Source organism: Streptomyces sp. NPDC057280, from assembly GCF_042668605.1.
Taxonomy (GTDB): Bacteria; Actinomycetota; Actinomycetes; order Streptomycetales; family Streptomycetaceae; genus Streptomyces.
Window position 1 is genome coordinate 753,323 of sequence record NZ_JBHUYR010000003.1, and the last position, 25,638, is coordinate 778,960.

The following is a 25,638-nucleotide window of genomic DNA, read 5'->3' on the forward strand; positions in this document are numbered from 1 at the left end:
CGAGGAGCCCCATGCCGTCCCAACTGCACACGTCCCAGCACGAGATCAAGATCGCGGCGCCCGCCGAGGAGGTCTACCGTCTGCTGGCCCAGGCGGAGAACTGGCCCCAGCTGTTCCCGCCGAACATCCACGTCGACCGACTGGAAGGCGACGAGCGCGAGGAGCGCATCCGCATCTGGGCGACCGCCGGCGACACCGTCAAGAACTGGACCTCGCACCGCACCCTGGACCCCGCGGGGCTGCGCATCACCTTCCGGCAGGAGGTCAGCGCACCCCCCGTCGCGGCCATGGGCGGCAGCTGGCAGATCGAGGACCTGCCCTCCGGCGAGGCCCTGGTCCGCCTCGGCCACGACTTCCGGGCCGTCGAGGAGGCCGACCTGGCCTGGGTCAACGAGGTCGTGGACCGCAACTCCCGGGCCGAACTGGAGTCCTTGAAGGGGCTCGCCGAGTCGAAGGCCGCAACCGACGAACTGACCTGTTCCTTCGAGGACACGGTCCACATCAAGGGGGCCGCGGGCGACGTCTACGACTTCATCCACGACGCCCACCTGTGGACCGAGCGCCTGCCGCACGTCGTCACGGTCCGCCTCGATCAGCCGGAACCCGGGCTGCAGAGCCTGGAGATGGACACGCTGTCCAAGGACGGCTCCACGCACACCACGAAGTCTTACCGCGTGGGACTGGCCCCCGACCGCATCGTCTACAAGCAGACCACCCTGCCCGCGCTGATCACCCTGCACACCGGCCGCTGGTCCTTCACCCTGGCCGGCGACGGGGTCGACGCGTCCTCGCAGCACACCTTCACCGTCAACCCGGCCGCGATCGAGCGAGTGCTGGGGGCGGAGTCGACGGCGCAGGACGCGATCGAGTACGTCCGCACGGCCCTGAGCACCAACAGCAGGGCGACGCTGACCCTCGCGAAGGCGTACGCGGAAGGCCTGGCCGGGACGGCGGGATCCGGCGGGATCCCGGGGGCTTCCGGGTCCGGCGGGGAAGGCCGGCCATGACCACGGCGGCCCCCGCCCCACCGCCCCCGGCGCCGGTGGCCGACCGGAGGCTCATCACCCTGGACGCGGACGGCATCCCGCTGTCCGCCCGGCTCGCCCTGCCCACGCACGTCCCGCCCAGGGCGACCGTGGTCGCCCTGCACGGGGCCGGGATGAGCGCGGCGTACTTCGACGGCCCGGCCCACCCGGAGACCTCGCTGCTGGCCCTCGCGGCGGAACTCGGCTTCGCCGCGGTCGCCGTCGACCGCCCGGGCTACGGCGCTTCGGCCGGCCGACTCCCGCACGGCCAAGGGGTGGCCGACCAGGCCGCCACCCTGTCCGCGGCACTGCGCGGCCTGCCGGCGTACGGCGCGACCGGCGCCGGGATCTTCCTGGTGGGCCACTCCTTCGGCAGCAAACCGGCGTTGCGGATGGCGGCGGACGGCACGGTGCCGGGGCTGCTCGGGCTGGACGTCTCCGGCTGCGGCGACGAGTACCTGGTCCCGCCCACCGCGCCGGGCACACGTGCCGGGAGCTGGAAGCTCAACTGGGGTCCCCTGCGGCTGTATCCGCCGGGGACGTTCCAGGCCGGCCTCGCGGTCGTCGCGCCGCCGCCGGAGCGCGAGCTGGCGGACGCCGCCCGGTGGCCCGAGGAGTTCGCCGCGCTGGCCGGACGGGTCCGCGTCCCCGTCCGGTTCACGTTCGCCGAGCACGAGGCCTGGTGGCGCCGGGACGCCTCGGCTCTCGCCCGGCTGCGGAACCGGCTCGACGCGGCCCCCCGGGTCCGGATCGACCACCAGCCCGACGCCGGGCACAACATCAGCCTGGGGTGGGCGGCACGGTCGTACCACCTGCGGGCACTGGGCTTCGCCGAGGAGTGCCTGCGCCGGCGGACGGGCGGGGAGGGACGGCGACCATGACAGTGCACCTGCCCCCGCCCTCCCTCGCCGACCTCGAACACCCCCTGGTGGGCGCGCTGAGCATCTTCGCCCCCGGCATCGCGGCCACCTCAGCGGGCGAGGCGGAGAGGGACCCGGACCCGAGGCCCCCCGCACCGGTGAGAGCCAGTGCCCCTGGGCCCCACGTCCCGGCGTTCGTACGACGCCCCGACCGCCCGAGGGCCGCATGACCACGCCGACCACCCTCGTCCTCGCCTACGACCTCCGGACCCCGGGCGCCGAGGCGGCCGCCCGGGCGGTGCTGCCCCGGCTCTCCGGGGACGACCGGGAACGGATCGCCCGCCTGCGCCGGCCCGACGACCGCACCCGCTCGGTGCTGGCGCGCTGGCTCGCTCTCCAGGGCGCCGCCCGTCTCCTCGGCACCTCGTGGACCGGCCTCCGGCTCACCCGCGACCCCCGGGGCCGGCCCCGTGTCGTGGGGCGGCCGCGGCTGGCGCTGAGCATTGCGCACAGCGGGCGGTACGCGATGGCCGCCGTGGCCTGCGGCGGACGGGTCGGCGTCGACGTGGAGGAGATCTCCCGTGTGGCCGCCCTGCCCGACAGCGCCTACCTCACCCCGGCCGAGATCTCCGCCCTCCCTCCGGCGCCGCACGGCACCGAGTCCAGGGCGGCGCTCTGGACGCTGAAGGAGGCCGCGACGAAGCTCACCGGCGAGGGCCTGCGGGCGGGCATGCGGCGCGTCGGCTTCCGCCGCCGGGAGGGGACGCGGTGGCCGGCGGTCGCGCAGACCTCGTACACCCCCGGCGTGTTCACCGCGCACCGGCTCCCCGGCGGCTATGTCTGCGCGGTGGGGCTGGACAGCGGACCGGAGACAGAGCAGCAGACAGAGAGGAGCGTGTACGTCATGCAGGTGACGCTGACGGTCCAGGAGCGCAGCACCCCGAACCCCGCCGGCACGCCCACCGCGGAGGACGATGCCGCCGTGGCGCCGGAACGCCCCGGACAGGACGAGGAAGAGACCGAACCCCACATCTGGCTGAGCGTCAACTGAGCGGCTGCCCCTGCCGCCCCGCCACCTCCCGGCACGCCTCCGCATACCCCCGTACCAGCGCCCCCGGAGCCTGCTCCCGCCGCCACGCCAGCACATACCGGCTCGGCGACACCCCGCGCACCGGCCGCGTCACCACCCCGCCCAGCGTGATCAGCGGCGCGTTGCCCGCGGCCACCAGGCAGACGCCGAGGCCCGCGACCAGGGCCTCGTACGTCTCCTCCGTGCCGGCGACCTCCGCGCCGACGCGGGGCGGGCGGCCGGCGCGGGAGTCCAGGGCGAGCCAGTGGTCGCGCAGCGCACCGGCGCTCTCGGGCAGGGCGAGGAACGGCTCGTCGGCGAGATCGGCGAAGTCGATCTCCGCGCGGGCCGCCAGCGGATGGCTCTCCGGCAGGGCGACGAGCCGCGCCTCCTCGGCGACCACGGTCCACGCGTACCGCTCGGGGTCCGGCAGCGGCAGCCAGACGAAGGCCACGTCGACGTCCCCGTCGGCCAGCCCCGCGGTCGGATCCTCCCAGCTCACCTGGCGCAGCCGCACCGTCGCCTCCGGATGGGCGGCGGTGAAGCGGGAGCGGATCGCCGGCAGCAGCCCCCCGCGCCCGGGGCTGGTGCTCATCCCCACGGTGAGGGTGCTGCGCCCCTCCGCCCGGACCGCGTCCAGCGCGGCCGCCCCCGCCGCCCAGTCGTCCACCACCCGCCGGGCGTACGGCAGCAGCGCCTCGCCCGCCCCGGTGAGCGCCACGCCGTGCCGGTCGCGCCGGAACAGTTCGACACCCAACTGCCGCTCAAGAGCCCGTACTTGTTTGCTCAACGCGGGCTGGGACACGTACAGCCGCTCGGCGGCCCGGGTGAAGTGCAGTTCCTCGGCCACCGTGAGGAAGTAGCGCAGGTCCCGGAGATGCACGTCGGTCGTCATAGCCATCGGTTATCACCACGGGTCTTGGACGGGCAACCAGCCGCGCCCGCAAGCTGGTTCACAGAAGGATCAACCGAGTGTGAGCGAGCAGGAGCAGTCATGAACAAGGTGTGGCTCATCACCGGCGCGAGCAGCGGCTTCGGGCGGGCCATCGCGGAGGCGGCCCTCGCCGACGGTGACGTGGTCGTGGGCGCGGCCCGCCGCCCCGAGGCGCTGGACGACCTGGTCGCCGCGCACCCCGACCAGGTGGAGGCGCTGCGCCTGGACGTCGCCGACACGGCCGCGGCCGAGGCGGCGGTACGGGACGTGGTGGCCCGGCACGGCCGGATCGACGTCCTGGTCAACAACGCGGGCCGTACGCATGTCGGCGCCTTCGAGGAGACCGGCGAGGACGAGCTGCGGGCACTGTTCGACGTGCATGTCTTCGGGCCGGCGGCGCTGGTGCGCGCGGTACTGCCCTCGATGCGTGAGCGTCGCTCCGGCGCGATCGTCCAGATGAGCAGCATGGGCGGCCAGATGTCCTTCGCGGGCTTCTCGGCGTACAGCGGTACGAAGTTCGCGCTGGAGGGCATGTCCGAGGCGCTGGCGGACGAGGTCGCGGAGTTCGGCATCAAGGTGCTGATCGTCGAGCCGGGGGCCTTCCGGACCGGGCTGTTCGAGAAGGACCGGGCGGGCGTCAGCACGGACAGCGGCGTCTACTCCAAGGTCAGCACCACCCGCGGCTTCGTCTCCGGCGGCGACGGCACCCAGCCCGGCGACCCGGCCAAGGCCGCCGCGGTCATCCTGGCCGCCCTCCGGGCCGAGAACACCCCCCTCCGCCTCCCTCTCGGCGACGACGGCGTCACGGCGGTCCTGGGCCACCTCGACCAGGTCAGGGAGGGCATCACGCCCTGGGAGAAGGACGCGCGGGCGACGGCGTTCGACGACTGAGAAGTACGACTGAGGAGTTCCGGTACGTCAGTACAGGTCGTCCTCGCGGAAGGGCGCCGGGTCGGTGACCCAGCCCGCCGCGAGGGCGAGCCGCGACGCGCGATGGACGGCGAGGAACCCGAAGGGGCGGTCGAAGGTGGCGTAGACCCGCTTCGACTCGTGCTCCGGCTCGGGCTCCCAGCTCAGCCACACCATGTCCATCGCGGTCACGGCGGCCGCCCGGAACCCCTCACCGCTGAACGTCGCCGCCACCGACTGCCGCCCGGCCGCGAGTCCGAGCGGCGCCGCACTGATGCCGGGGAAGTGCCCGGGGGAGCCGTCGGCCGCCGTCGCCAGCCCGAACAACTCCCGGTCCGCCAGCAGGTCGTGGTCGGCAGTGAGGGTGAACTCGGGGGTGTTGAGCGTGAGGCTGGGCGGCTCCGGCCGTTCGGTACGGACCGTCTCGACCCTGAGCCCGGGCCCCGCCGCCCCGAACGGCAGCCGGCCGCCGGGTACGGCCGTCAGCGCCCCGCCCAGCACGTCCACCCCGGCGCCGAGCACCTGCCCGGGCGTCAACCGCTCCTCCCCGAGCAGCAGATGGACGTCGATCCCGTCGGTGCCGCGCACCCGGACCTCCGTCACGGCACCCGCGGGCGTCCGCGCCACCGCCACGTCGTCCAGACCGGACGTCGTACGCGACAACCCGGCCCGGTCCTGGTCCCGCCACGGCATGAGGTCACCCTTGAACGGCGCCTCCCACTCCGTCCGCAACGCCAGCGCGCAGGCCGGCACGAGCGAGGAGTCGGGCCGCAACGCCACCGGCATCCGCTGGACCGCCCCGGACGTCCGCCGGGCTGCCCAGGCGTCCAGGGCCGCCTGATCGGCCTCCAGGTCGCCGGTGAGGACGCCGTGCGTGTCGGTGGGCAGCCCCGCCGCCCACGCCTCCCGCAGCTCCAGCGTCCGCTTCGTCCACAGCCCGACGGCGCAGTCCAGACCGGCCATGGCGCCCAGCGTCGCCAGCAACTCCCGTGCCGCCGCCCCGGCTTGCTCCGCCGGCACCCCGACGGCCTCGGCCAGCTCCTTCCGGGCCGCCCCGGCCGCCCCGTCGGCGAGCAGGGCGAGCAACGGCCAGACGCCCGCGGCCGAGTAGACGGTGCCGCCGTCGACTGCGGTCGCCCAGTGGGCGGTCAGCCTGTTGACCTGGTCGATCACCAGTCCTCCTCCTCCGAATCCTCCGGGTCCTCCGTGTACTCCGCCGGTTCCGTGACCCAGCCGGCCGACAGCACCAGCCGCGTATGCCGGTGCACGGCGAGGAAGCCGAAGGGGCGGTCGAAGCGGGCGTCGACCCTGGTGGTGATCCAGCTGAGCTGCGCGGGGCCGCCCGCGGCCGCGCCGAACGCGGTCACCGCAGCGGCGCGGAAACCCAGGGCGGTGAACCGCGCCATGGCGGTCTGCTTGGCCGACTCGACGGCCAGCGGGGTCGTGGCGGTGATGCCGGGGAAGTGGCCCCGGCCCGTTTCCATGGCGGAGGTGAGACCGAAGACCCTGTGCAGCTCCAGGAGGTCGTGCAGGGCGCGGACGTCGAAGCCCACCGTCGCCACGTTCAGCGTCGGCGGTTCGGGCCACGCGGAGCGCTTCCTCACCACGCTCAGCCCCGGTCCGACCTCCCCGTAGGGCAGCTGCGGCCCCGGCAGGACGGCCACCCTCCGCGCGAGGATGTCCACCCCGGCCCCCAGTACCCGCCCCGGCGCCATCCCCTCCTCGCCGAGCAGCAGATGCACGTCGATCGCGTTGTCGCCGTACACCTTCACCTCGGTGACGTGCCCGGCCGCGGTGTCCGCGACGCCGACCCGGTCGAGCAGGGCGCTGCGGCGGTACAGCCCGGCCAGCTGCCGGTCCGCCCACGGTCCCGTCTCCGGCCACATCGGCCAGTCCTCGAACGGCCGCAACCACTCCGTCCGCAACGCCGACGCACTGGCGAGCACCATCTCGGTGTCCCGCGTCACCCGCACGGGCATCCCTTCGATGAGCCCACCCGTCCGCTTCGCCGCCCACGCGTCCAGCGCCGCCCCGTCTTCGGCCTCGTCCCCCGTCAGCACCCCGTGCGCCTCCGCCGGCAGCCCCGCCTCCCACCGCTCCCGCAGCTCCAGCGTCCGCTTCGTCCACAGCCCGAGGGCCGAGTCCAGGCCGCGCATCCGCCCCATGGCGGTCAGCAACTCCCGCGCGGCGGGCGCCGATCGATCCGCCGGCACCCCGACGGCCTCGGCCAGCTCCGCCCGGGCGGCCCCGTCCGCCCCGTCCGCCAGAAAGGCCAGCAGCGGCCAGACGCCGGCCGCCGAGAAGACCGTCCCGCCCTCCGAAGCCCCCGCCCAGCGCGTGGTCAGCCCGTTCACCGCCCGAATCGTGGCGTTCGTTACCACCGTTCCGCCCCCGCTCACCCTGCGCTTACCATGCGCCCAGTCGTACGACAGTTCGCCACCCCAGTCCGAACCAGGAGCACGGTACCCGTGTCCATACCTCCGCCTCCCGGCCCCCACCAGCCCCAGGGGCCCTACCCGCAGGGCCCTTTCACCCCGCCAGGGCCCTGGGGCTACGGCTACGGCGGATACGCGCGGCCCGTGCCCGTCAACGGCGTCGCCATCGCCGCCCTGGTGCTCGGCGTCCTCTGCTTCCTGCCGGGCGTCGGGCTGGTCCTGGGGCTGATCGCGCTCGCGCAGATCAAGAAGAGGGGCGAACGCGGCAGGGGCATGGCGATCGCCGGGTCCGTGCTGTCCGTCGTCGGGCTCGTGCTGTGGACGGTGTCGCTGTCGACGGGGGTGGTGTCCGACGCCGTGGACGGCTTCAGGGACGCCGCGCGCGGCGAGGGCACCGCCTACGCGCTCGCCAAGGGCGACTGCTTCGACTCGGGCACCGGTTCCCTCCAGGGCGACGCCTACGACGTCGACGAGGTGCCCTGCACCGGCGCCCACCACGGCGAGGTGTTCGCCGTCGTCACCCTGCCGTCGGGCTCCTTCCCCGGCGACGACGAGGTCACCGACGTGGCCGACGACAAGTGCTACGCGCTCCAGGAGGACTACGCGATGGACGCGTGGGCCGTACCGGACACCGTGGACGTCTACTACCTGGTGCCGTCCAAGGAGAGCTGGACCTTCGGCGACCGCGAGATCACCTGCGTCTTCGGCAACGTCGACGAGAAGAAGAGCCTGACGGGATCGCTGCGCAACGACGCCACGACCCTCGACAAGGACCAGATCGCCTTCCTGAAGTCGGCCAACGCGCTGGACCGGGTGCTGTTCGAGGAGCCCGAGGACTACGCCGAGGACGACCTGCCGGCGAACCGGAGGTGGGCGGGCGACGTCGGCACCGCCCTCGGTGAGCAGGCCGAGGCGCTCCGCGCCCGCTCCTGGCCCGCCGGCAGCGGGAAGGCCGTCGCCGACCTCGCCTCCGACCTGGAGGCCGCGCGCAAGGAGTGGGCCAAGGCCGCTGCCGCGAAGGACGTCGAGGCGTACTACGAGCACTACGACGCCGGGTACGAGTACATCGACGGTGAGACCACCGTCACCGCACGCGAGGCTCTGGGCCTGGCCACCACGGTGCCGTCGTACGACAAGGACTACGACGGCGGGGCCGGCGACTGGGACGCGGGCGAGCTCGATGTGTGATCCCCGCTATAGCGGGGAGAAAGTGCCTGCGTAAAGCCCACCGACGCCACATGTCACTACATCGAGTGATTCTCTGGCCTTTGCTTGCATGGCTCAACCCACGGTTGCCACGCTGTTGCTGTCTGTACAACCTGATGGGAGCGGCCAGTGACTTTCGGTGAGCAGCCGGCGTATCTGCGTGTCGCGGGTGATCTCCGCAAGAAGATCGTCGACGGTTCGCTGCCACCGCACACCCGGCTGCCCTCCCAGGCCAGAATCCGCGAGGAGTACGGCGTCTCCGACACCGTCGCCCTGGAGGCCCGCAAGGTGCTGATGGCCGAGGGCCTGGTCGAGGGCCGCTCCGGCTCCGGGACGTACGTCCGTGAGCGGCCGGTGCCCCGCAGGGTCGCCCGCTCCGGCTTCCGTCCGGACGGCGGGGCCACCCCCTTCCGCCAGGAGCAGGCGGACGCCGACGCGCGCGGCACCTGGGAGTCCAGCAGCCGCCAGGCCGAGGCCAGCGTCGCCGTCGCCGAGCGGCTCGCGATCCGCCCCGGCGACCGCGTGATGTGCACCAAGTACGTCTACCGGGACAACGGCGAGCCGATGATGCTCTCCACCTCCTGGGAGCCCCTCGCGGTCACCGGCCGCACCCCCGTGATGCTCCCCGAGGAGGGCCCGCTCGGCGGCATGGGCGTCGTCGAGCGCATGGCGGCCATCGACGTGATCGTGGACAACGTCACCGAGGAGGTCGGCGCCCGCCCCGGCCTCGCCGAAGAACTCCTCGCTCTGGGCGGCGTCCCCGGCCATGTCGTCGTGGTCGTCCACCGCACGTTCTACGCCTCCGGCCGCCCCGTGGAGACGGCCGACGTGGTCATCCCGGCCGACCGCTACCGAGTCGCGTACCACCTTCCGGTGAAGTAGCGCACACCTTTACGGCTGTTGCCCCGGACGCCGGGTCAACGGCCGCCCTCTCGAACGGCGTTGGATTCTGGCCGTTCTCGCAGGTGACCCCCTGCGCGCGGATACGCCTCTGACCGGACGCATCGACGCCCGCGCACGGCGCGTTCGCCTCCGCACGCCCCCCTCGTTCTGGCCGGTTGCGTACCTCTTTGTGAAAAGGCGTATTCGCTGCGTAAAGGTTAGGCGTAGGCTCGGGCATATGCGGATTGCGGTTTCCTTAGCGGGCGGGGCGTTGTCGGGAAGGAGCAGTGGGGGGCGATGAACGACAGCACGATCACTCTTCCCTGGCTCGTCATAAGGCAGGACGACAACGGCAACCGCTACCGCGTGGGCCGCTACGCCACCCGCGCGGAGGCCCAGAAGATCGCCGACAGCCTCGACGACCGCGGCCACAAGCAGCTGTACTGGGTCGAACGCATCGGCCAGAACGGCGACGCCACCCGCAACTGAGCCGGGACCGGCCTCCCGTAGGCTCCCCCGCATGACCGAACGCACCGTGGTGGTGGGAGCCGCCCTCCTCGACGCCGACCGCCTCCTGGCCGCCCGCCGCAGCGCCCCACCCGAGTTGGCGGGCCGCTGGGAACTCCCGGGCGGCAAGGTGGAACCGGGGGAGACCCCGGAGGCCGCCCTGGTGCGGGAACTCCGCGAGGAGCTGGGGGTGGAGACGGAGGCTGTGGAGCGGGTGCCGGGGGAGTGGCCCTTGAAGCCCCCGTACGTGCTCCAGGTCTGGACAGCCCGCCTGCTCCCGGGCTCACCGGATCCCAAGCCCCTGCAGGACCACGACGAACTCCGCTGGCTGAGCCGGGACGAGCTGTGGGACGTGCCGTGGCTGGACCAGGACGTCCCGGCGGTCCAGGAAGTGGCGTCCAGGTCGCTTGCCTAGGGGCGCGGGGAGCTGCGCGCCCGGCCCCCCACGCACCCGCACCCGCACACCCACCGCACCCCCGAGTTCCTGGGCGCACGGCATACCCCCGTTCGCACCACAACGCGCCCCACCCCACGGTAATCCCCACCGGATAAGGGGTATGTGCCCATTAACCCCACGAAACCGGACATGGGTGTGGCCTGGGAAGTGATCGGCGTGATCGACACCGAAGGCGACTGCGCCGAGTGGTCGTTCCCCGCGGACCCCGGCGCCGTGCGCGCCGCCCGCGGAGCCGTCCGCGGACGCCTGCGCGACTGGGGCCTCGAGAGCATGGCCGATCTCGCCGCCCTGCTGGTGAGCGAGCTGGTCACCAACTCGCTGCGGCACGCCACCGGCCCGATCGGCGTCCGCCTCGTCCGTCCCACCGGCCTCGACGCCGTCCTGCTGGTGGAGGTCTCCGACCCGCTCCCGGACCCGCCCCGCGAGCGCGTCGCGCTGCCGGAGGACGAGAGCGGCCGGGGTCTTCAGCTGGTCGCCCATTCCTCGCGCCGCTGGGGTACCCGCCCCGGCGCGGCCGGGAAGACGGTGTGGTTCGAGCTCGCGGTGCCCCGGTGAACGTGGCGGTGACCGCGGCGGCGCACCGGGGGCGTACGCGCTGTACGCGTGCGCCCGCACTGTCCACCGGCTGGTTCAGGCCACTGACGGGTGTCGGAGCGGGTGATTCGACTGCGTGTTGGCTGGTTAGAAGACTGGAAGTGTTGTCGCGGTGCGGTCCAAAAAACGCTGGGACCGTGCTGTGATCGTGAACACCGTGTTGTGCGGCGCCGTAGTGCTGGATACTGCGGGCAGCCGTTGCCGGTGACCGGTGCCGGGCGCGGTGAGCTGGAGGGGACGGTTCGCGTGAGCGAGATACCAGCGAAGGCCACGGAGTCCGAGGACCCGTCGGGCGGCGCGAGGTCACAGGCCGCATATGAGGCCGTGGCCCCACAGGGTGACGCCATGTGGCAGAGCAGTCCGCCCGGCTCGATCTACGACTACATCAAGGTCGCGTCCTTCTCCATCGGCCCCGACGGTCTCGTCGACCAGTGGAGCCTGCGCGCCGAGCAGGTCTTCGGGATCTCCGCGGAGCAGGCGGTCGGCATGGATCCCATCGAGGCGTTCATCGACCCGGACCGGCGGGAGATCGGCCAGCGCAAGATGGCCGAGATCCTCGACGGCCGCGAGTGGACCGGCGTCGTCCCCTTCCGCGCCCCGGACGGCGAGGACGGCACCCCCGGCACGGAGGGCCTCGCCGAGGTCTATGTCATGCCGACGCGGACCGAGGACGGCGCCAAGGCCGCCGTCTGCATCGTCGTCGACGTCCGCACCCTGCGCAGCATCGAGACCGACCTCGCCGCCTCGCAGTCGATTTTCGGTCAATCCCCGTTCGGCTTCCTGCTGATCGACCCCGACCTGCGGGTCCGTCGCGCCAACCAGCGCTTCGCCACCGTGTTCGGCGGGACTCCGGACGAGCACCGGGGCAAGGGAGTCCACGACTACCTGCCGCGCCCCGAGGCCGAGCGGGTGGCGGCCACCCTGCGCCGGGTCCTGGACACCGGCGACTCCATCACGGACATGCACGTCACGGGCTTCGTGCCGGGCTCCGAGGACCGCCGGCACTGGTCGGTCAACCTCTATCGCGTGCACAGCGGCTCCGGGCGCCCCATCGGCATCGCCTGGCTCGCCATCGACATCACCGCCCGTCGGCAGGCCGCCCGGGAAGCCGCCGCCGCGCGGCGCAATCTCGCCCTCCTCAACGAGGCCGGTGCCCGCATCGGCAACTCCCTCGACCTGGAGACCACCGCCCGCGAACTCCTCGACGTCGTCGTCCCCGGCTTCTGCGACCTGGCGACCGTCGACCTCTACCAGGGCCTCCTGGCCGGCGACGAGACCCCGCCCGGGCTCGCCGACGGCAGCGCCGAACTGCGCCGGGTCGCCTTCGCCAGCGCCGTCTCCGACGCCCCCTTCGCCGGCTCGGGCCCGCCCATAGCGGTCGGCGCCGTCCACCACTACCCCTTCAACTCGCCCTGCGCGGACGCCCTGCGCACCGCCCGGCCGCAGTACATCCCGGCCGAGGACGGCGGCCTCGTGCAGTCCACGCTCGCCGTGCCGATGGTCGCCCACGACACCGTCGTAGGCCTGGCGCAGTTCGCGCGGACCAAGGGCAGCGAGCCGTTCGGGGACCGGGACCGGGAGCTGGCCGTCGAGCTGGCGGCGCGGGCCGCGGTCTGTATCGACAACGCGCGACTGTACCGGCGGGAGCACGAGCGGGCGCTGATGCTGCAGCGGTCCCTGCTGCCGCCGGGCGACCCGGTCGCCTCCGGCCTCGACATCGCCTGCCGCTACCGGCCCGGCAACTCCTCCTCCGACCGGCCCAGCGAGGTCGGCGGCGACTGGTTCGACGTCATCGAACTGCCCGGGCACCGTACGGCGTTGGTGGTCGGGGACGTCATGGGACGCGGGCTGCGCGCGGCCGTGGCGATGGGCGAACTCCGGTCCGCGGTCCGCACCCTGGCCCTGCTCGACCTCGAACCGGCGGAAGTGCTCAGCGCGTTGGACGAGATCGCCCGCGGGCTGGGCGCGCCCGGCGGCGTCCAGCAGGCCACCCGGGCCGCCCGCCGGCCCCGCGAGGCCGACCTGTCCGAGGTCTACCTGGCGACGTGCGTGTACGCCGTCTACGACTCCGTCACCCGCCGCTGCACCTTCGCCAACGCCGGCCATCTGCCGCCCGTCCTCGTCGAACCCGGCGAGGCGGCGCTGATGCTGGACGTCCCGCCGGGCATGCCGCTCGGCGTCGGCGGGGAGCCCTTCGAGGAGGTCGAGGTCGACCTTCCCGAGGGTGCTCTGCTCGCGCTCTACACGGATGGACTGGTCGAAAGCCGCGATCACCCCCTCGACGAGGGCCTCCAGGCCTTCGTGGGCGCCCTGACCGACCCCAGCCGCCCGCTGGAGGACGTCTGCGACCACGTCCTCAACACCCTCGACACCCACCACGGCGAGGACGACATCGCCCTGCTGATGGCCCGCGTCCAGGGCCTGCCCACCGACTCCGTCGGCGACTGGACCCTGCCGCGCGAGCCGCGCAGCGTGGGCCGGGCCCGGGAGTACGCGCGCGGGCAGCTGCTCAGCTGGGACCTGGAACCGCTGGTCGACACCACGGAACTGCTGGTCAGCGAGCTGGTGACCAACGCCCTGCGGTACGGCGAGGGCGAGATCCGGCTGCGGCTGCTCCTCGACCGCACCCTGGTCTGCGAGGTCTGGGACTCCGGCCTGGTCCAGCCGCGCCGCCGCCGCGCCCGCGACACCGACGAGGGCGGCCGGGGCCTGCAACTCGTCGGCCTGCTCAGCGCGGCCTGGGGCTCACGCCGCACGCCGCGCGGGAAGACGGTGTGGTTCGAACTGCCGCTGCCGGACGGCGAGACGGGCCTGACAGACCCGGCGGAGGCGTTGCTGAGCCTGTTCTAGGCGCCTGTCAGACGCGGCGCCCCCGGCCGTGCGGGCCACCGAAGCTCGCCGCCGCGCCGCCGTCCAGCAGGATGCCGCCGAGCACCGCCCCGGCGACCCCGCTCTCGTGCTCGGCGGCCCCGGCGACGGGGTTGCCGTGCATCCGAACGTCCTGCTCGGCGAGGTCACGGGCGGCCACGGCGAGCGCGTCGGCGGCCACCGGGTCCACCGGGAGCAGCCGTACCGCCTCCGCCAGCCGGGTGCGGGCCGTGGCGCCCACCGCGCCCCGGTGCGTCGCGACGAAGTCGTCCGCGCCCGCCACGGCGGCCCTCCCCACCAGCACCGCGGCGGCCCCCAGCACCCCGGCCGTGGGCTCCGCGGCGAGCGGCGCGACCGCCCGCACGATCCGGCGCAGCGCGTCGAGCGGGTCGTACGGAGCCCCGCTCGTCACCTCGTCCCGGACGAAGGCCAGGACGTTGTCGGCGTGCACGATCCGCGCCCGCAGCTCGCCGACGGGCACCTGCGCCCGTGCCGACCGCTGCGCCCGCGCGATCTCCGCCTCCGCGCCGGTCAGCGCGGCCGGCACCAGGGCCGCGGCCGCGGAGAGGTCCGTGCCGAGGCGTTCGACGGCGTGCAGGAAGACGGCGGCCTGGGCGACCGCGCCCTCCGCGGCGCGCAGATGCAGGGCGGCCCGGTCGTGGGCGGCGAGGTCGCCGGCCTGGCGGGCCTGGTTGAGGCGGAGGGTGGCGAAGACGAGCCGGTCCTTGGCCTGCTCCCCGTATCCGGTGACCTCGGCGACGGCTGCGGGGCCGTACCGGGCGGTCAGGTCGGCGAGCAGCGCGTCGACGGCCCGGGTGCGGCCGGTGAGCGCCCGGAACCGGGTCTCGGCCAGCCCCAGCGCCTCACCCGCCCCCTGCTCCAGGCCGCGCAGCTGGTCCACGCCGGCCGCGGCCTCGTCCAGTTGCCGCCCGGCCTCCTCGCAGCGGCCCACGATCCCGGCGAGCGCGTGCCGCCGGGCGGTGGCCTCGTCCGGTACGCCGTCGTCGTACTGCTGCCGCATCCGGAAAGCGGCCCGCAGCTCGGTCTCCGCGCCCCGCAGGGCGAGCACCGAAGACGCCACCGCGTTCCCCCCGTACCGGGCCTCGACGAAGGCCAGCTCCTCACGGCTGGTGCGGACACTGTCGTCGGCGGCCACCAGCAACACCCGGGCCTGCTCGTCCAGTTCGGCGAGGGGCGGCGACGCGGCCGGCGGGGCGGGGACGCCGCCGGGGGTGGTCCGGGTCCGGGCGCGCCGGGTCCGCCGTACGTAGGCGTAGCCGGCCACCGCCGCCGCGGCAGCCACGACCACCAGCGGCAGCACCAGATCGGCGGCCGACGACTCGTCCTTCTCCTGCGCGGCGGACGGTGCCGCTGCCTGCGCGCGGCCGTCCGCCACGGGAGCGCGGTGCTCGATCGTCATCCCCGGCAGCACCAGCCACAGCACGCCGATGAGCACACCCAGCAGGGTGTGCGCGACCCGCACGGATATGTGCGAGGTCGCCCGCCGCGGCCGGCCCCGTATCAAGGATGACGTCACATTTCGGAGCGTATGAGCAGGAATGCGGGGGCGCGACCCGGAGGAGGACGGCCGGGCAGGTGGGCCGGGCGCGCTGGAATTCGGCTGCGCCGGGTGGGGCCGGGTGCCAGGATCGGGCGGATGAGCGCCACCCGCCGGCCCCTCGGCCCCGCCGACCTCGCCCCTCTCGCCCGCGCCGCCGTCGGGGGCGGACGTGCCCTCGTCGACGCCACCCGGCTGCGCGGCGGCAGCAAGAAGGGCGTCTACCGGCTCGGCTTCGACGACGGCTTCAGCGCGATCGCGTACGTGTGGTCGCCGGACGAGGACTACTGGGACGCGGGCCCCTCCGACCTCCGCGACCCGTTCTCCCACGGCACCGGCCTCGACCTCTTCACCGCCGCACACGACCGCCTGGCCGCCGCCGGCGTCCGCACGCCCCGTCTGCTGCACGTCGACGCCGACGCCCGGCAGGCGGTCGTCGAGGACCTCCCCGGAGGCAGTCTGGAAGCGGCCCTGCCCCGCGACCCGGCCCTCCTGGACCGGCTGGCGAACCTCCTCGACACCCTGCACAGCCACACGGGCCCCCGCTTCGGCAAGGTCGCCCTCGTCGACAACGGCGGCACCTCGTACGGGACGTCCTGCGAACAGCGGGTCCTGGAAGGCGCCCTGCGCGACATCGAGGAGGTCGCCGGGCGGGAGCCGCGCGCCGCCGAAGTGCGGGAGCAACTGGTCGAGCGGGTGCGGGAGTCGGCGGCACGGGTCCGGCCGCGCGAGCGCCACACCCTCATCCACGGTGAACTCGGGCCCGACCACGTCCTGTTGACCCCGGACGGCGAGCTCGCCCTCATCGACATCGAAGGGCTGCTCTATTTCGACGTGGAGTGGGAGCACGTCTTCCTGGAGATCCGGTTCGGGGACGGCTACGGGGCCCTCCGCGTCCCGGGCCTCGACGAGGACCGGCTGGCGCTCTACCGGCTCGCCATGCGGCTGTCCCTGGTCGCCGGGCCGTTGCGGCTGCTGGACGGAGACTTTCCCTTTACGGAATTCATGCGCGGTATTGCCGAGCACAACCTGGTGCACATCCTCGACCTGCTGCGACGATGATCGACGTGCACGAGATGTTGGTGGTCGCGGCCGTCGTGGTGCTGACGGCCGGACTGGTGATCGGGCTTGCAGCCGTCATCACCGGATGGCTGCTGCCGGGGTCCGGGCGCGCCAAGGTGACCCGGCCCCGGATGTGGGGGTACGGCACACTGATCGGGCAGGCCGGGATCGGCACCTTCCTGTTCGTCGGACCGCTCCACGGGCCGAGCATGGAGCACGTCCCTTACGCGATGGCCGGCATGGCGGTGTTCGCCTTCGGGCTCCACGTGCAGCGGCTCGCTATGAGGGCCTCCTCCTGATCTTCGACCCCAGCCACACCAGCGGGTCGTACTTGCGGTCCGCCGCGCGCTCCTTCAGGGGGATCAGCGCGTTGTCCGTGATCTTGATGCCCTCGGGGCAGACCTCCGTGCAGCACTTGGTGATGTTGCAGTAGCCGAGGCCGTGCTCGTCCTGGGCGGTGGTCTTGCGGTCCAGGCCCGACTCCTCCGCCGCGTCCAGCGGGTGCATGTCCAGCTCGGCCACCCGCATCAGGAAGCGCGGGCCGGCGAACGCCCGCTTGTTCTCCTCGTGGTCGCGGACCACATGGCAGGTGTCCTGGCACAGGAAGCACTCGATGCACTTGCGGAACTCCTGCGAGCGGTCCACGTCCTCCTGCATCATCCGGTACTCGCCGGGCCCCAGGTCCGCGGGCGGCACGAACGCCGGGACCTCGCGCGCCTTCTCGTAGTTGAAGCCGACGTCGGTCACCAGGTCGCGGACCACGGGAAAGGCCCGCAGCGGGGTGACGGTGATCGTCTCCTCGCGGGTGAACACCGACATGCGGGTCATGCACATCAGCCGGGGCCGCCCGTTGACCTCCGCCGAGCACGAACCGCACTTGCCCGCCTTGCAGTTCCAGCGGACGGCGAGATCGGGGGCCTGGGTGGCCTGGAGGCGGTGGATGATGTCGAGGACCACCTCACCGTCGTTGACCTCGACCGTGAAGTCCTCCAGGCCGCCGCCCCGCACATCACCGCGCCACACCTTGAACTGGGCCTTGTAGCTGCTCACTCGTACAGCTCCTCTTCGGCGAGGTACTTGACCAGCTCCTCCTTGTCGAAGAGGGCGAGCAGGTCGGCGCGGACGGGGTCGGTGGTCTCCCGGGTCAGGGCGATCTGGCCGCGGACCGGGTCGGTGGCCGCCAGCCCGCCCGTGGGGTCGGTCAGCCGGCACAGCAGGTTGATGTTGCGCCACGTGCGTTCCATCGCCGGGTGGTCCTCGCGGGTGTGGCCGCCGCGCGACTCGGTGCGCTCCAGCGCCGCCCGCGCCACGCACTCGCTGACCAGCAGCATGTTGCGCAGGTCGAGCGCGAGGTGCCAGCCAGGGTTGAACTGGCGGTGGCCCTCGACTCCGGCGCGCCGGGCCCGTACCCGCAGCTCCGCCAGCTTCTCCAGCGCCTGCGCCATCTCGGCCTCGCGGCGGATGATGCCGACGAGGTCGTTCATGGTCTGCTGGAGCTCCTGGTGGAGGGTGTACGGGTTCTCCGGCGGTCGGCCGTCCTCCTCGCCCGGCGCCGGGCCCTCCGCGGAGAACGGTCGCAGCGCCTCCGCCGCCGCCGAGTCGACCTGGTCGTCGTCCACCGCGGGGCGTTCGAAGGCGAGGGAGGCCGCGTACTCGGCGGCGTGCAGGCCCGCCCTGCGGCCGAACACCAGCAGGTCGGACAGGGAGTTGCCGCCGAGCCGGTTGGAGCCGTGCATGCCGCCGGCGACCTCACCGGCCGCGTACAGCCCCGGTACCCCGCGGGCCGCCGCGGTGTCCGAGTCGACCGCGATGCCGCCCATCACGTAGTGACAGGTCGGCCCGACCTCCATCGCCTCCGCGGTGATGTCGACGTCCGCCAGCTCCTTGAACTGGTGGTACATGGACGGCAGCCGGCGCTTGATGACGTCCGCCGGCATGCGCGTGGACACGTCCAGGAACACGCCGCCGTGCGGGGAGCCGCGGCCCGCCTTCACCTCGGAGTTGATGGCGCGGGCCACCTCGTCGCGGGGGAGCAGCTCGGGCGGACGCCGGTTGTGGTCCGGGTCCTCGTACCAGCGGTCGCCCTCTTCCTCCGACTCGGCGTACTTCTCCTTGAAGACGTCCGGGATGTAGTCGAACATGAACCGCTTGCCCTCGGAGTTGCGCAGCACCCCGCCGTCGCCGCGCACCGACTCGGTGACGAGGATGCCCTTCACCGACGGCGGCCAGACCATGCCCGTCGGGTGGAACTGCACGAACTCCATGTTCAGCAGCGGCGCGCCCGCGAGCAGGGCCAGCGCGTGGCCGTCGCCGGTGTACTCCCACGAGTTCGACGTCACCTTGAAGGACTTGCCGATGCCGCCGGTCGCGATGACGACGGAAGGCGCCTCCAGGACGAAGAAGCGGCCGGACTCGCGCTCGTAGGCGAAGACGCCACTCACGCGCGAGCCGTCCTTCAGGACACGGGTGACCGTGCACTCCTGGAAGACCTTGAGCCGGGACTCGTAGTCGCCGGTCTCCTTCTTGTCCTGCTGCTGGAGCGAGACGATCTTCTGCTGGAGGGTGCGGATCAGCTCAAGGCCTGTGCGGTCGCCGACGTGCGCGAGGCGCGGATACTCGTGGCCGCCGAAGTTGCGCTGGGAGATCCGGCCGTCCTTCGTACGGTCGAACAGCGCGCCCCAGGTCTCCAGCTCCCACACCCGCTGCGGGGCCTCCTGGGCGTGCAGCTCGGCCATCCGCCACTGGTTGAGGAACTTCCCGCCGCGCATGGTGTCGCGGAAGTGCACCTGCCAGCTGTCGTGCTCGTTGGCGTTCGCCATCGCCGCCGCGATGCCGCCCTCGGCCATCACCGTGTGCGCCTTGCCGAACAGCGACTTGCAGATGACTGCCGTACGGGCGCCGCGCTCGCGCGCCTCGATGGCGGCGCGGAGGCCGGCGCCCCCGGCACCGACCACGACGACGTCCCACTCCTGGCGGTCGACCACGGACATCAGAACAACCTCGGATCGTCGAAGGCGCCGGAGGCGACCAGGTAGACGTAGAAGTCGGCGAGCGCCACGCTCACCAACGACGCCCAGGCCAGCAGCATGTGACGGGCGTTCAGCTTCCCGACCCACTGCCAGGCCTTGTAGCGCACGGGATGCTGGGAGAAATGCTTGAGCTGCCCGCCGACGATGTGCCGGCAGGAGTGGCAGGAGAGGGTGTACGCCCAGATCAGGACGATGTTGACCAGGAACACCAGGGTGCCGAGACCCATGTGGCCCCACTCGTAGTGCTCGTCGCGGAACGAGAGAACGGTGTCGTAGGTCAGGATCCCGGCGACGACGACCGCGGCGTAGAAGAAGTACCGGTGGATGTTCTGCAGGATCAGCGGGAAGCGGGTCTCACCGGTGTACTTCTTGTGCGGCTCGGCCACCGCGCAGGCCGGCGGGGACGCCCAGAAGCCCCGGTAGTAGGCCTTGCGGTAGTAGTAGCAGGTCAGGCGGAAGCCGAGCGGGAAGATCAGGATGAGGATCGCGGGGGAGATGCCCCACCAGCCGCCGAAGATCTCCCAGTTGGGCCCGGAGCGCATCGTCTCGCACCGCTCGGCCAGACAGGGCGAGTAGAAAGGCGAGACGTACGGCGCCGCGTAGTAGTCCGTGTCCGCGAAGGCCCGCCAGGTCGAGTAGACGACGAAGGCCAGCAGCCCGGCGGTGGTGACCGCGGGCGCCAGCCACCAGCGGTCGGTCCGCAGATGAGGGGCGGCGATCGCGGCGCGCGTACCGGACCGTACGCCGCCGCTGTTCGGATGAGGTTCCGTACCAGTGGCCAATTCATGACTCCGGTCGGGTTCAGGGGGCGTGGCGGTCGCGGGCGCCGAGACCCTCGTCGTCCGAGTCCGTCCACAGGGTGTTGTCGTACGGGGTGTCGGGGATGGAGACGAGATCGGGCCGCTTCGCCTGGGCGAGCGCGGGATCGGCGTCCCTGAGCAGGGCGAGGCTCTCGCGCAGGCGCTCGGTGTCGACGCGGACGCGGCGCATCTCCAGGCCACCGCTGCCGAGTTGCTGCTCCAGGCGCTTCACATACCGGTGCAGTTCGTCGAGGCAGCGCTGGGCTGACGCCAGTTCGTCGTGCAGGGCCATGACGTGACCTCACTTAGGGCGGCAACGTTCATGTGCGCCTGCGAGTGTTGCGCGTCACACCGGCCCATGTGAAGGGACGTGCATGGATTGGCGGATCGTGAGCCTCCGTGCGCGCCCCCTGTATGCCGTCCATTGCGCCGCACGGGTGGGCTTCCGGGCCGCCCCCGCCGTGTCGCCACCGCCTGCCGAACCCTTTCCTCTTCAGTGGCCGCATACATCTGATCAGCTCCATATACCGCCAAACGTGATCGAAACCAGGCGGCGCACCCCCCCGGAGGTAGACGGCATGTCCCACGACGGCGTCGGGCTGCGCGCGGTGATGCGCTCGGCCGGTTTCCTCACCGCGGGCGCCCTCGCGGTGTCCGTGCTCACCGGGTGCAGCTCGGAGGACCCGGCCGGCAAGCCGCTCGCGGCGTCGGACATCGGATTCGCCGACCGCTCCCTGGTCGCCGACGGCGGCACCCTGCGCTGGGCCGTGGACTCCGTGCCGGACACCCTCAACACCTTCCAGTCGGACGCCGACGCCACCACCACCCGCGTCGCCCAGGCCGTCCTGCCGGCCATGTACCGGCTCGACGCGAACGGCCGCCCGCAGCTCGACGCCGACTATCTGGAGAAGGCCGAGGTCGTCGAGACCGAGCCCCGCCAGGTCGTGCTGTACAAGCTGAACCAGCAGGCCGTCTGGAGCGACGGCCGGCAGATCGGCGCCGCCGACTTCGCCGCCCAGTGGCGCGCCCTGTCCGGCAAGGACACCGCCTACTGGACGGCCCGCAACGCCGGCTACGACCGCATCGAGAAGATCGAGCGCGGCAAGAACGACCTCGAGGTCAAGGTCACCTTCGCGCGGCCGTACGCCGACTGGAAGTCGCTGTTCTCCCCGCTGTACCCCAAGGACGTCATGGGCACCCCGGACGCCTTCAACGACAGCGCCCGCAAGAAGCTCAAGGTCACCGCCGGTCCCTTCGCGGTGGAGAAGGTCGACCGCAAGGACGACGAGGTCACCCTCGCCCGCAACCCGCGCTGGTGGGGCCACCCCGCCAAGCTCAACGAGATCGTGCTGCGCGCCGTACCCCGCGACAAGCGGGCCGCCGCGCTCGCCTCCGGTGAACTGGACCTGGCCGAGATCGACCCCGAGTCGGTCAAGCGGATCACCGTGGCGGCGAAGGGCACGCCGAGCGCCACCCCGCTGATGGGCCCCGGCAGCAACCTCACCGCCGCCGACTCCCTGCGCTCCTGGGCCGTCGCCAAGGGCACCGACGAGGAGGCCGCCGACGAGGAGATCAGCGCCCGCGAGAAGCAGCGCAGGGAGATCTCCGCGTACGCCCGCGAGCAGCAGGCCCTGCGCGGCTTCGAGGTGCGCCGCTCCCTGGAGCCCGCCTACACCCAGCTCGCCCTCAACGGCGCCGAGGGTCCGCTCGCCGACGAGCGGGTCCGCCGTGCCGTGGCCCGCGCCATCGACCGCGAGGCGCTCGCCTCGGCCGTGCTCACCCCGCTCGGTCTGCCCGCCGAGCCGGTCGGCAGCCACCTCGCCCTCGCCGGGCAGGCCGCCTACGCCGACAACAGCGGCGCCCTCGGCGGCCAGGACACCGCCGAGGCGCAGGCTCTCCTCGCGGACGCCGGCTGGGTGCCGGGCGGCCCGTTGAAGAAGGAGAAGAAGAAGGGCGAGAAGGCCGCCGGCGCCAAGGGCGAGAAGGCTTCCTCGGGTTCCTCCGCGGGCTCCTCCTCGGACGAAGAGGGGTCCGAGGACGGGACGTACATCGTCGGCGAGGACGACAAGGCGCCGCGCGAGGCCGAGCGGGAGAAGAAGCAGGATCCCAAGAAGCACCAGGAGCGCGGGGACGGCTCCCAGCACCTCGCCCAGGACGGCAAGCAGTACACCAACAAGCTCAAGGGCGGTGCTCCCGGCGCCTACGCCCCCCGGGGCACCGCCGCGCCGGCGGGCGCCGCGGCCGGGGCGCTCGCCAAGGACGGCAAGCCGCTCACGCTCCGCTTCGTGCTGCCGTCCGGGCCCGGCTCGCAGACCCTGCGCACGGTGGCCGACCGGATCTCCGGCATGCTCCAGAAGGTCGGCATCCGCACCGAGATCACCAAGGTCGCGGACGAGAGCTACTTCAAGGACCACATCGCGTCCGGCCAGTTCGACCTCGCCCTCTACTCCTGGCCCGCGTCCGCCTTCCCGGCCACCGACGCCCGGCCCATCTACGCCAAGCCGGTCCCGGCCGCCGACGGCTCCCTGAACGTCGAGCAGAACTACACCCGGGTCGGCACCGACCAGGTGGACCAGCTCTTCGACCAGGCCGTCTCCACGCTGGACGAGGACGAGAGCCGGGGCCTGATCCGCAAGGCCGACTCCCGGATCTGGGCCGCCGCCGGCTCGATCCCGCTCTACCAGCGGCCCCAGTTGACGGCCGCGCGCAAGAGCATCGCCAACGCCGGCGCCTTCGGCTTCCAGACCCCGGTGTACGAGGACATGGGCTTCCTGCGGAAGGGCGCCTCGAACCCCTCGGCGAGCCCCACAGAGAAGTAGGTACACCTGCGCGGAGCCCGCACCGGGCGACAGCGGCCGGGAGGCCGCCGCCCGGCGCTGCCCGACCGGTTCCAGGGCTGCTCAGAAGGCCTGAGTCCGCCCCCGGAGGCCGCCCGTGTCAATCCCACGTACCATGGGGTGAGGCCGTGGCATGTACAGCCCGGCAGGGTCCGCGTCACACAGACGTACGCGCAGGCCCCTTCCACACCACTCCGGGAGTACGCCGCACTATGGCCACGCGCCACGACATCCGCAATGTCGCCATCGTCGCCCACGTCGACCACGGCAAGACCACCATCGTCGACGGCATGCTGAAGCAGGCCGGCGCCTTCGCCGCGCACCAGCTCGAGGGCGTCGACGACCGCATGATGGACTCGAACGACCTGGAGCGTGAGAAGGGCATCACGATCCTCGCCAAGAACACGGCGGTGAAGTACCACCCCAAGGACGGTGGCGAGCCGATCACGATCAACATCATCGACACCCCGGGCCACGCCGACTTCGGTGGCGAGGTCGAGCGCGGTCTGTCGATGGTCGACGGTGTCGTCCTGCTCGTCGACGCCTCCGAGGGCCCGCTGCCGCAGACCCGCTTCGTGCTGCGCAAGGCGCTCCAGCAGCGCCTGCCCGTCATCCTGTGCATCAACAAGACGGACCGCCCCGACTCCCGCATCGACGAGGTCGTCAACGAGACGTACGACCTCTTCCTCGACCTGGACGCGGACGAGGAGCAGATCGAGTTCCCGATCGTCTACGCCTGCGGCCGTGACGGCATCGCCTCGCTGACCAAGCCGGAGAACGGCACGGTCCCGGCCGACTCCAACAGCCTGGAGCCGTTCTTCTCGACGATCCTGGAGCACATCCCGGCTCCGACCTACGACGAGGACGCCCCGCTCCAGGCGCACGTCACCAACCTGGACGCCGACAACTTCCTCGGCCGTATCGCGCTGCTCCGCGTCGAGCAGGGCGAGCTGCGCAAGGGCCAGACGGTCGCGTGGATCAAGCGTGACGGCTCCATCAGCAACGTCCGCATCTCCGAGCTGCTGATGACCGAGGCGCTCACCCGCAAGCCCGCCGAGGTGGCCGGCCCCGGTGACATCTGTGCCGTCGCCGGTATCTCCGACATCATGATCGGCGAGACCCTCGCGGACACCGAGAACCCGATCCCGCTGCCGCTGATCACGGTCGACGAGCCCGCGATCTCCATGACCATCGGCACCAACACCTCGCCGCTGGTGGGCCGCGGCGGTACCGGCAAGGGCGCCGACGCGAAGTCGGCCGTCAAGGACCGCAAGGTCACCGCCCGCCAGGTCAAGGACCGCCTGGACCGCGAGCTGATCGGTAACGTCTCGCTGCGCGTCCTGGAGACGGACCGTCCGGACGCCTGGGAGGTCCAGGGCCGTGGCGAGCTGGCGCTCGCCATCCTGGTCGAGACCATGCGCCGGGAAGGCTTCGAGCTGACCATCGGCAAGCCGCAGGTCGTCACCAAGGAGGTCGACGGCAAGACGTACGAGCCCGTCGAGCGCATGACGATCGACGTGCCCGAGGAGCACATGGGCGCCGTCACGCAGCTCATGGGTGTCCGCAAGGGCCGCATGGACAACATGTCCAACCACGGCTCCGGCTGGGTGCGCATGGAGTTCGTCGTCCCGTCCCGCGGTCTCATCGGCTTCCGGACCGAGTTCCTGACCCAGACCCGCGGTACGGGCATCGGGCACTCCATCCACGAGGGCTTCGAGCCCTGGTTCGGCACCCTCCAGACCCGTAACAACGGCTCCCTGGTCGCCGACCGCGCCGGTGCCGTCACCGCGTTCGCGATGACGAACCTCCAGGAGCGCGGCGTGCTGTTCGTCGAGCCGGGCACCGAGGTGTACGAGGGGATGATCGTCGGCGAGAACTCGCGCTCCGACGACATGGACGTCAACATCACCAAGGAGAAGAAGCTCACGAACATGCGGTCCTCGACCGCTGACGTGTCCGAGTCGATCGTCCCGCCGCGCAAGCTGTCGCTGGAGCAGTCGCTGGAGTTCTGCCGCGACGACGAGTGCGTGGAGGTCACCCCGGAGGCGGTTCGCATCCGCAAGGTGAACCTGGACGCCCGCGAGCGCGCCCGCGCCGCGAGCCGCGCCAAGCACGGCTGACCGACAGTCGGTTCCTGAGCCCGGGCACCCCCATCTTGGGGGTGCCCGGGCTTTTTGCAACTGATTTTCAGTCGGTTTGCTGTGGAGGGCCGGTGAAGGATGTCCGTAATGCGGAGATCCTCGCCCGATACCCATGTAACAAGTCCGTTTCGCGGCCTTCTTACGCCAGACAGTTTGTCCAGATTTTGGAAGATGTACGGGCCAGCTGTGACTGAATTGAGATTTAAGAACAGTGGTCGGTCCATGGCTCATGGCAGATAGTTAGCCGCGTAGCGCTCGGGTCAATGGGTCTCGCGCCGTGGGGACGGCGCCGACTCACGAGCACCAGGGGGTGCCTGACCCTCCGTCAGGGGTGTCGGAGGAAAGGCATGTACCCCCTCCTGTTGGTGAACACGTGGAGTCATGAGGAGGAGTCCCATGCGCGGTGTCACAAGCACCAAATGGGTCACAGCGTCCGCAAGTTGCGTCAACTCCGCGCCGGCGTGC

23 protein-coding genes are annotated in these 25,638 nt (G+C 72.2%); 15 read left to right on the plus strand and 8 right to left on the minus strand.

Features of this window, described 5'->3' with window-relative positions; all coding sequences use genetic code 11:
- The first annotated feature begins 11 nt into the window (after positions 1-11).
- From ACFUO4_RS22050 to ACFUO4_RS22065, 4 genes are read left to right on the plus strand one after another with little or no spacing between them, the layout of a single operon-like run.
- Complete coding sequence (locus tag ACFUO4_RS22050; RefSeq protein ID WP_383487220.1) at positions 12-1,007, plus strand: aromatase/cyclase; 996 nt, start codon at positions 12-14, stop codon at positions 1,005-1,007.
- Entirely contained in the window at positions 1,004-1,906 is a 903-nt protein-coding gene (locus ACFUO4_RS22055) for an alpha/beta hydrolase (RefSeq protein ID WP_383487223.1), read from the plus strand. The genes ACFUO4_RS22050 and ACFUO4_RS22055 overlap by 4 nt, the downstream gene beginning before the upstream one ends.
- Complete coding sequence (locus ACFUO4_RS22060) at positions 1,903-2,115, plus strand: hypothetical protein (RefSeq protein WP_128112062.1); 213 nt, start codon at positions 1,903-1,905, stop codon at positions 2,113-2,115. The genes ACFUO4_RS22055 and ACFUO4_RS22060 overlap by 4 nt, the downstream gene beginning before the upstream one ends.
- A complete protein-coding gene (locus ACFUO4_RS22065; protein ID WP_383487227.1) occupies positions 2,112-2,936 on the plus strand; it encodes a 4'-phosphopantetheinyl transferase family protein in 825 nt (274 codons plus the stop codon). The genes ACFUO4_RS22060 and ACFUO4_RS22065 overlap by 4 nt, the downstream gene beginning before the upstream one ends.
- Here ACFUO4_RS22065 and ACFUO4_RS22070 read toward each other — a convergent pair.
- Entirely contained in the window at positions 2,929-3,855 is a 927-nt protein-coding gene (locus ACFUO4_RS22070; RefSeq protein ID WP_383487230.1) for a LysR family transcriptional regulator, read from the minus strand. The two genes, ACFUO4_RS22065 and ACFUO4_RS22070, sit on opposite strands and share 8 nt — an antisense overlap.
- A gap of 93 nt (positions 3,856-3,948) precedes the next feature.
- Here ACFUO4_RS22070 and ACFUO4_RS22075 point away from each other — a divergent pair, with 93 nt between their 5' ends.
- Positions 3,949-4,779, plus strand: coding sequence for an oxidoreductase (locus tag ACFUO4_RS22075; protein WP_079308124.1), 831 nt, complete (start codon positions 3,949-3,951; stop codon positions 4,777-4,779).
- A gap of 27 nt (positions 4,780-4,806) precedes the next feature.
- Here the strand turns inward: ACFUO4_RS22075 and ACFUO4_RS22080 are convergent, their stop codons facing one another.
- Both ACFUO4_RS22080 and ACFUO4_RS22085 read right to left on the minus strand, forming a co-directional pair.
- Positions 4,807-5,970 carry a serpin family protein gene (locus ACFUO4_RS22080; protein ID WP_383487235.1) on the minus strand — a complete coding sequence of 388 codons (1,164 nt, stop codon included), beginning with the start codon at positions 5,968-5,970 and terminating at the stop codon, positions 4,807-4,809.
- Entirely contained in the window at positions 5,967-7,151 is a 1,185-nt protein-coding gene (locus ACFUO4_RS22085) for a serpin family protein (protein ID WP_383487238.1), read from the minus strand. Before ACFUO4_RS22085 ends, ACFUO4_RS22080 begins: the two co-directional genes overlap by 4 nt.
- A gap of 114 nt (positions 7,152-7,265) precedes the next feature.
- On the opposite strand from ACFUO4_RS22085, the gene ACFUO4_RS22090 reads away from it, so the two are divergent.
- The 6 genes from ACFUO4_RS22090 (at position 7,266) to ACFUO4_RS22115 (ending at position 13,728) form a co-directional block, all read left to right on the plus strand.
- On the plus strand, positions 7,266-8,420 hold the full coding sequence (locus tag ACFUO4_RS22090) for a DUF4190 domain-containing protein (RefSeq protein WP_383487241.1): 1,155 nt from the start codon (positions 7,266-7,268) through the stop codon (positions 8,418-8,420).
- Positions 8,421-8,567: 147 nt separating this feature from the next.
- The gene (locus tag ACFUO4_RS22095) at positions 8,568-9,320 is read left to right on the plus strand and encodes a GntR family transcriptional regulator (RefSeq protein WP_059192549.1); all 753 of its coding nucleotides are present in this window, start codon (positions 8,568-8,570) and stop codon (positions 9,318-9,320) included.
- A 297-nt stretch (positions 9,321-9,617) separates the two neighbouring features.
- A complete protein-coding gene (locus tag ACFUO4_RS22100; protein WP_079308128.1) occupies positions 9,618-9,809 on the plus strand; it encodes an SPOR domain-containing protein in 192 nt (63 codons plus the stop codon).
- Positions 9,810-9,840: 31 nt separating this feature from the next.
- On the plus strand, positions 9,841-10,242 hold the full coding sequence (locus ACFUO4_RS22105; protein ID WP_383487245.1) for a (deoxy)nucleoside triphosphate pyrophosphohydrolase: 402 nt from the start codon (positions 9,841-9,843) through the stop codon (positions 10,240-10,242).
- Positions 10,243-10,413: 171 nt separating this feature from the next.
- Complete coding sequence (locus tag ACFUO4_RS22110) at positions 10,414-10,839, plus strand: ATP-binding protein (protein WP_383487248.1); 426 nt, start codon at positions 10,414-10,416, stop codon at positions 10,837-10,839.
- A gap of 285 nt (positions 10,840-11,124) precedes the next feature.
- Positions 11,125-13,728, plus strand: a complete 2,604-nt coding sequence (locus tag ACFUO4_RS22115) for a SpoIIE family protein phosphatase (RefSeq protein ID WP_079308132.1) — start codon at positions 11,125-11,127, stop codon at positions 13,726-13,728.
- Positions 13,729-13,735: 7 nt separating this feature from the next.
- Here the strand turns inward: ACFUO4_RS22115 and ACFUO4_RS22120 are convergent, their stop codons facing one another.
- Positions 13,736-15,166 carry a hypothetical protein gene (locus tag ACFUO4_RS22120; protein WP_383487907.1) on the minus strand — a complete coding sequence of 477 codons (1,431 nt, stop codon included), beginning with the start codon at positions 15,164-15,166 and terminating at the stop codon, positions 13,736-13,738.
- 237 nt (positions 15,167-15,403) lie between these two features.
- Between ACFUO4_RS22120 and ACFUO4_RS22125 the strand changes: the two genes are divergently transcribed.
- The gene (locus ACFUO4_RS22125) at positions 15,404-16,366 is read left to right on the plus strand and encodes a phosphotransferase (RefSeq protein ID WP_383487252.1); all 963 of its coding nucleotides are present in this window, start codon (positions 15,404-15,406) and stop codon (positions 16,364-16,366) included.
- Between the two features lie 5 nt (positions 16,367-16,371).
- Positions 16,372-16,665 (plus strand): hypothetical protein, encoded by a 294-nt coding sequence (locus ACFUO4_RS22130; protein WP_383487255.1) that lies wholly within the window; start codon positions 16,372-16,374, stop codon positions 16,663-16,665.
- Here ACFUO4_RS22130 and ACFUO4_RS22135 read toward each other — a convergent pair.
- From ACFUO4_RS22135 to ACFUO4_RS22150, 4 genes are read right to left on the minus strand one after another with little or no spacing between them, the layout of a single operon-like run.
- On the minus strand, positions 16,646-17,416 hold the full coding sequence (locus tag ACFUO4_RS22135) for a succinate dehydrogenase/fumarate reductase iron-sulfur subunit (protein ID WP_079308136.1): 771 nt from the start codon (positions 17,414-17,416) through the stop codon (positions 16,646-16,648). The genes ACFUO4_RS22130 and ACFUO4_RS22135 overlap by 20 nt on opposite strands.
- On the minus strand, positions 17,413-19,356 hold the full coding sequence (locus tag ACFUO4_RS22140; RefSeq protein ID WP_383487259.1) for a fumarate reductase/succinate dehydrogenase flavoprotein subunit: 1,944 nt from the start codon (positions 19,354-19,356) through the stop codon (positions 17,413-17,415). Before ACFUO4_RS22140 ends, ACFUO4_RS22135 begins: the two co-directional genes overlap by 4 nt.
- Positions 19,356-20,177 (minus strand): hypothetical protein, encoded by an 822-nt coding sequence (locus ACFUO4_RS22145; protein ID WP_079308138.1) that lies wholly within the window; start codon positions 20,175-20,177, stop codon positions 19,356-19,358. The genes ACFUO4_RS22140 and ACFUO4_RS22145 overlap by 1 nt, the downstream gene beginning before the upstream one ends.
- A 19-nt stretch (positions 20,178-20,196) precedes the next feature.
- Positions 20,197-20,487, minus strand: a complete 291-nt coding sequence (locus ACFUO4_RS22150; protein WP_383487263.1) for a hypothetical protein — start codon at positions 20,485-20,487, stop codon at positions 20,197-20,199.
- 286 nt (positions 20,488-20,773) lie between these two features.
- Here ACFUO4_RS22150 and ACFUO4_RS22155 point away from each other — a divergent pair, with 286 nt between their 5' ends.
- Together ACFUO4_RS22155 and typA are read left to right on the plus strand one after the other, a co-directional pair.
- Entirely contained in the window at positions 20,774-23,014 is a 2,241-nt protein-coding gene (locus tag ACFUO4_RS22155) for an ABC transporter family substrate-binding protein (RefSeq protein ID WP_383487265.1), read from the plus strand.
- Positions 23,015-23,244: 230 nt separating this feature from the next.
- The gene (gene typA / locus ACFUO4_RS22160; RefSeq protein WP_079308142.1) at positions 23,245-25,152 is read left to right on the plus strand and encodes a translational GTPase TypA; all 1,908 of its coding nucleotides are present in this window, start codon (positions 23,245-23,247) and stop codon (positions 25,150-25,152) included.
- Positions 25,153-25,638 lie beyond the last annotated feature (486 nt).

Bases quoted from the DNA above. Each gene is read 5' to 3' on its own strand.
- ACFUO4_RS22050 (WP_383487220.1), top strand. From the start codon at position 12: ATGCCGTCCCAACTGCACACGTCCCAGCACGAGATCAAGATCGCGGCG.
- ACFUO4_RS22055 (WP_383487223.1), top strand. From the start codon at position 1,004: ATGACCACGGCGGCCCCCGCCCCACCGCCCCCGGCGCCGGTGGCCGAC.
- ACFUO4_RS22060 (WP_128112062.1), top strand. From the start codon at position 1,903: ATGACAGTGCACCTGCCCCCGCCCTCCCTCGCCGACCTCGAACACCCC.
- ACFUO4_RS22065 (WP_383487227.1), top strand. From the start codon at position 2,112: ATGACCACGCCGACCACCCTCGTCCTCGCCTACGACCTCCGGACCCCG.
- ACFUO4_RS22070 (WP_383487230.1), bottom strand. From the start codon at position 3,855: ATGGCTATGACGACCGACGTGCATCTCCGGGACCTGCGCTACTTCCTC.
- ACFUO4_RS22075 (WP_079308124.1), top strand. From the start codon at position 3,949: ATGAACAAGGTGTGGCTCATCACCGGCGCGAGCAGCGGCTTCGGGCGG.
- ACFUO4_RS22100 (WP_079308128.1), top strand. From the start codon at position 9,618: ATGAACGACAGCACGATCACTCTTCCCTGGCTCGTCATAAGGCAGGAC.
- ACFUO4_RS22105 (WP_383487245.1), top strand. From the start codon at position 9,841: ATGACCGAACGCACCGTGGTGGTGGGAGCCGCCCTCCTCGACGCCGAC.
- ACFUO4_RS22110 (WP_383487248.1), top strand. From the start codon at position 10,414: ATGGGTGTGGCCTGGGAAGTGATCGGCGTGATCGACACCGAAGGCGAC.
- ACFUO4_RS22120 (WP_383487907.1), bottom strand. From the start codon at position 15,166: ATGACGATCGAGCACCGCGCTCCCGTGGCGGACGGCCGCGCGCAGGCA.
- ACFUO4_RS22125 (WP_383487252.1), top strand. From the start codon at position 15,404: ATGAGCGCCACCCGCCGGCCCCTCGGCCCCGCCGACCTCGCCCCTCTC.
- ACFUO4_RS22140 (WP_383487259.1), bottom strand. From the start codon at position 19,356: ATGTCCGTGGTCGACCGCCAGGAGTGGGACGTCGTCGTGGTCGGTGCC.
- ACFUO4_RS22150 (WP_383487263.1), bottom strand. From the start codon at position 20,487: ATGGCCCTGCACGACGAACTGGCGTCAGCCCAGCGCTGCCTCGACGAA.
- ACFUO4_RS22155 (WP_383487265.1), top strand. From the start codon at position 20,774: ATGTCCCACGACGGCGTCGGGCTGCGCGCGGTGATGCGCTCGGCCGGT.
- typA (WP_079308142.1), top strand. From the start codon at position 23,245: ATGGCCACGCGCCACGACATCCGCAATGTCGCCATCGTCGCCCACGTC.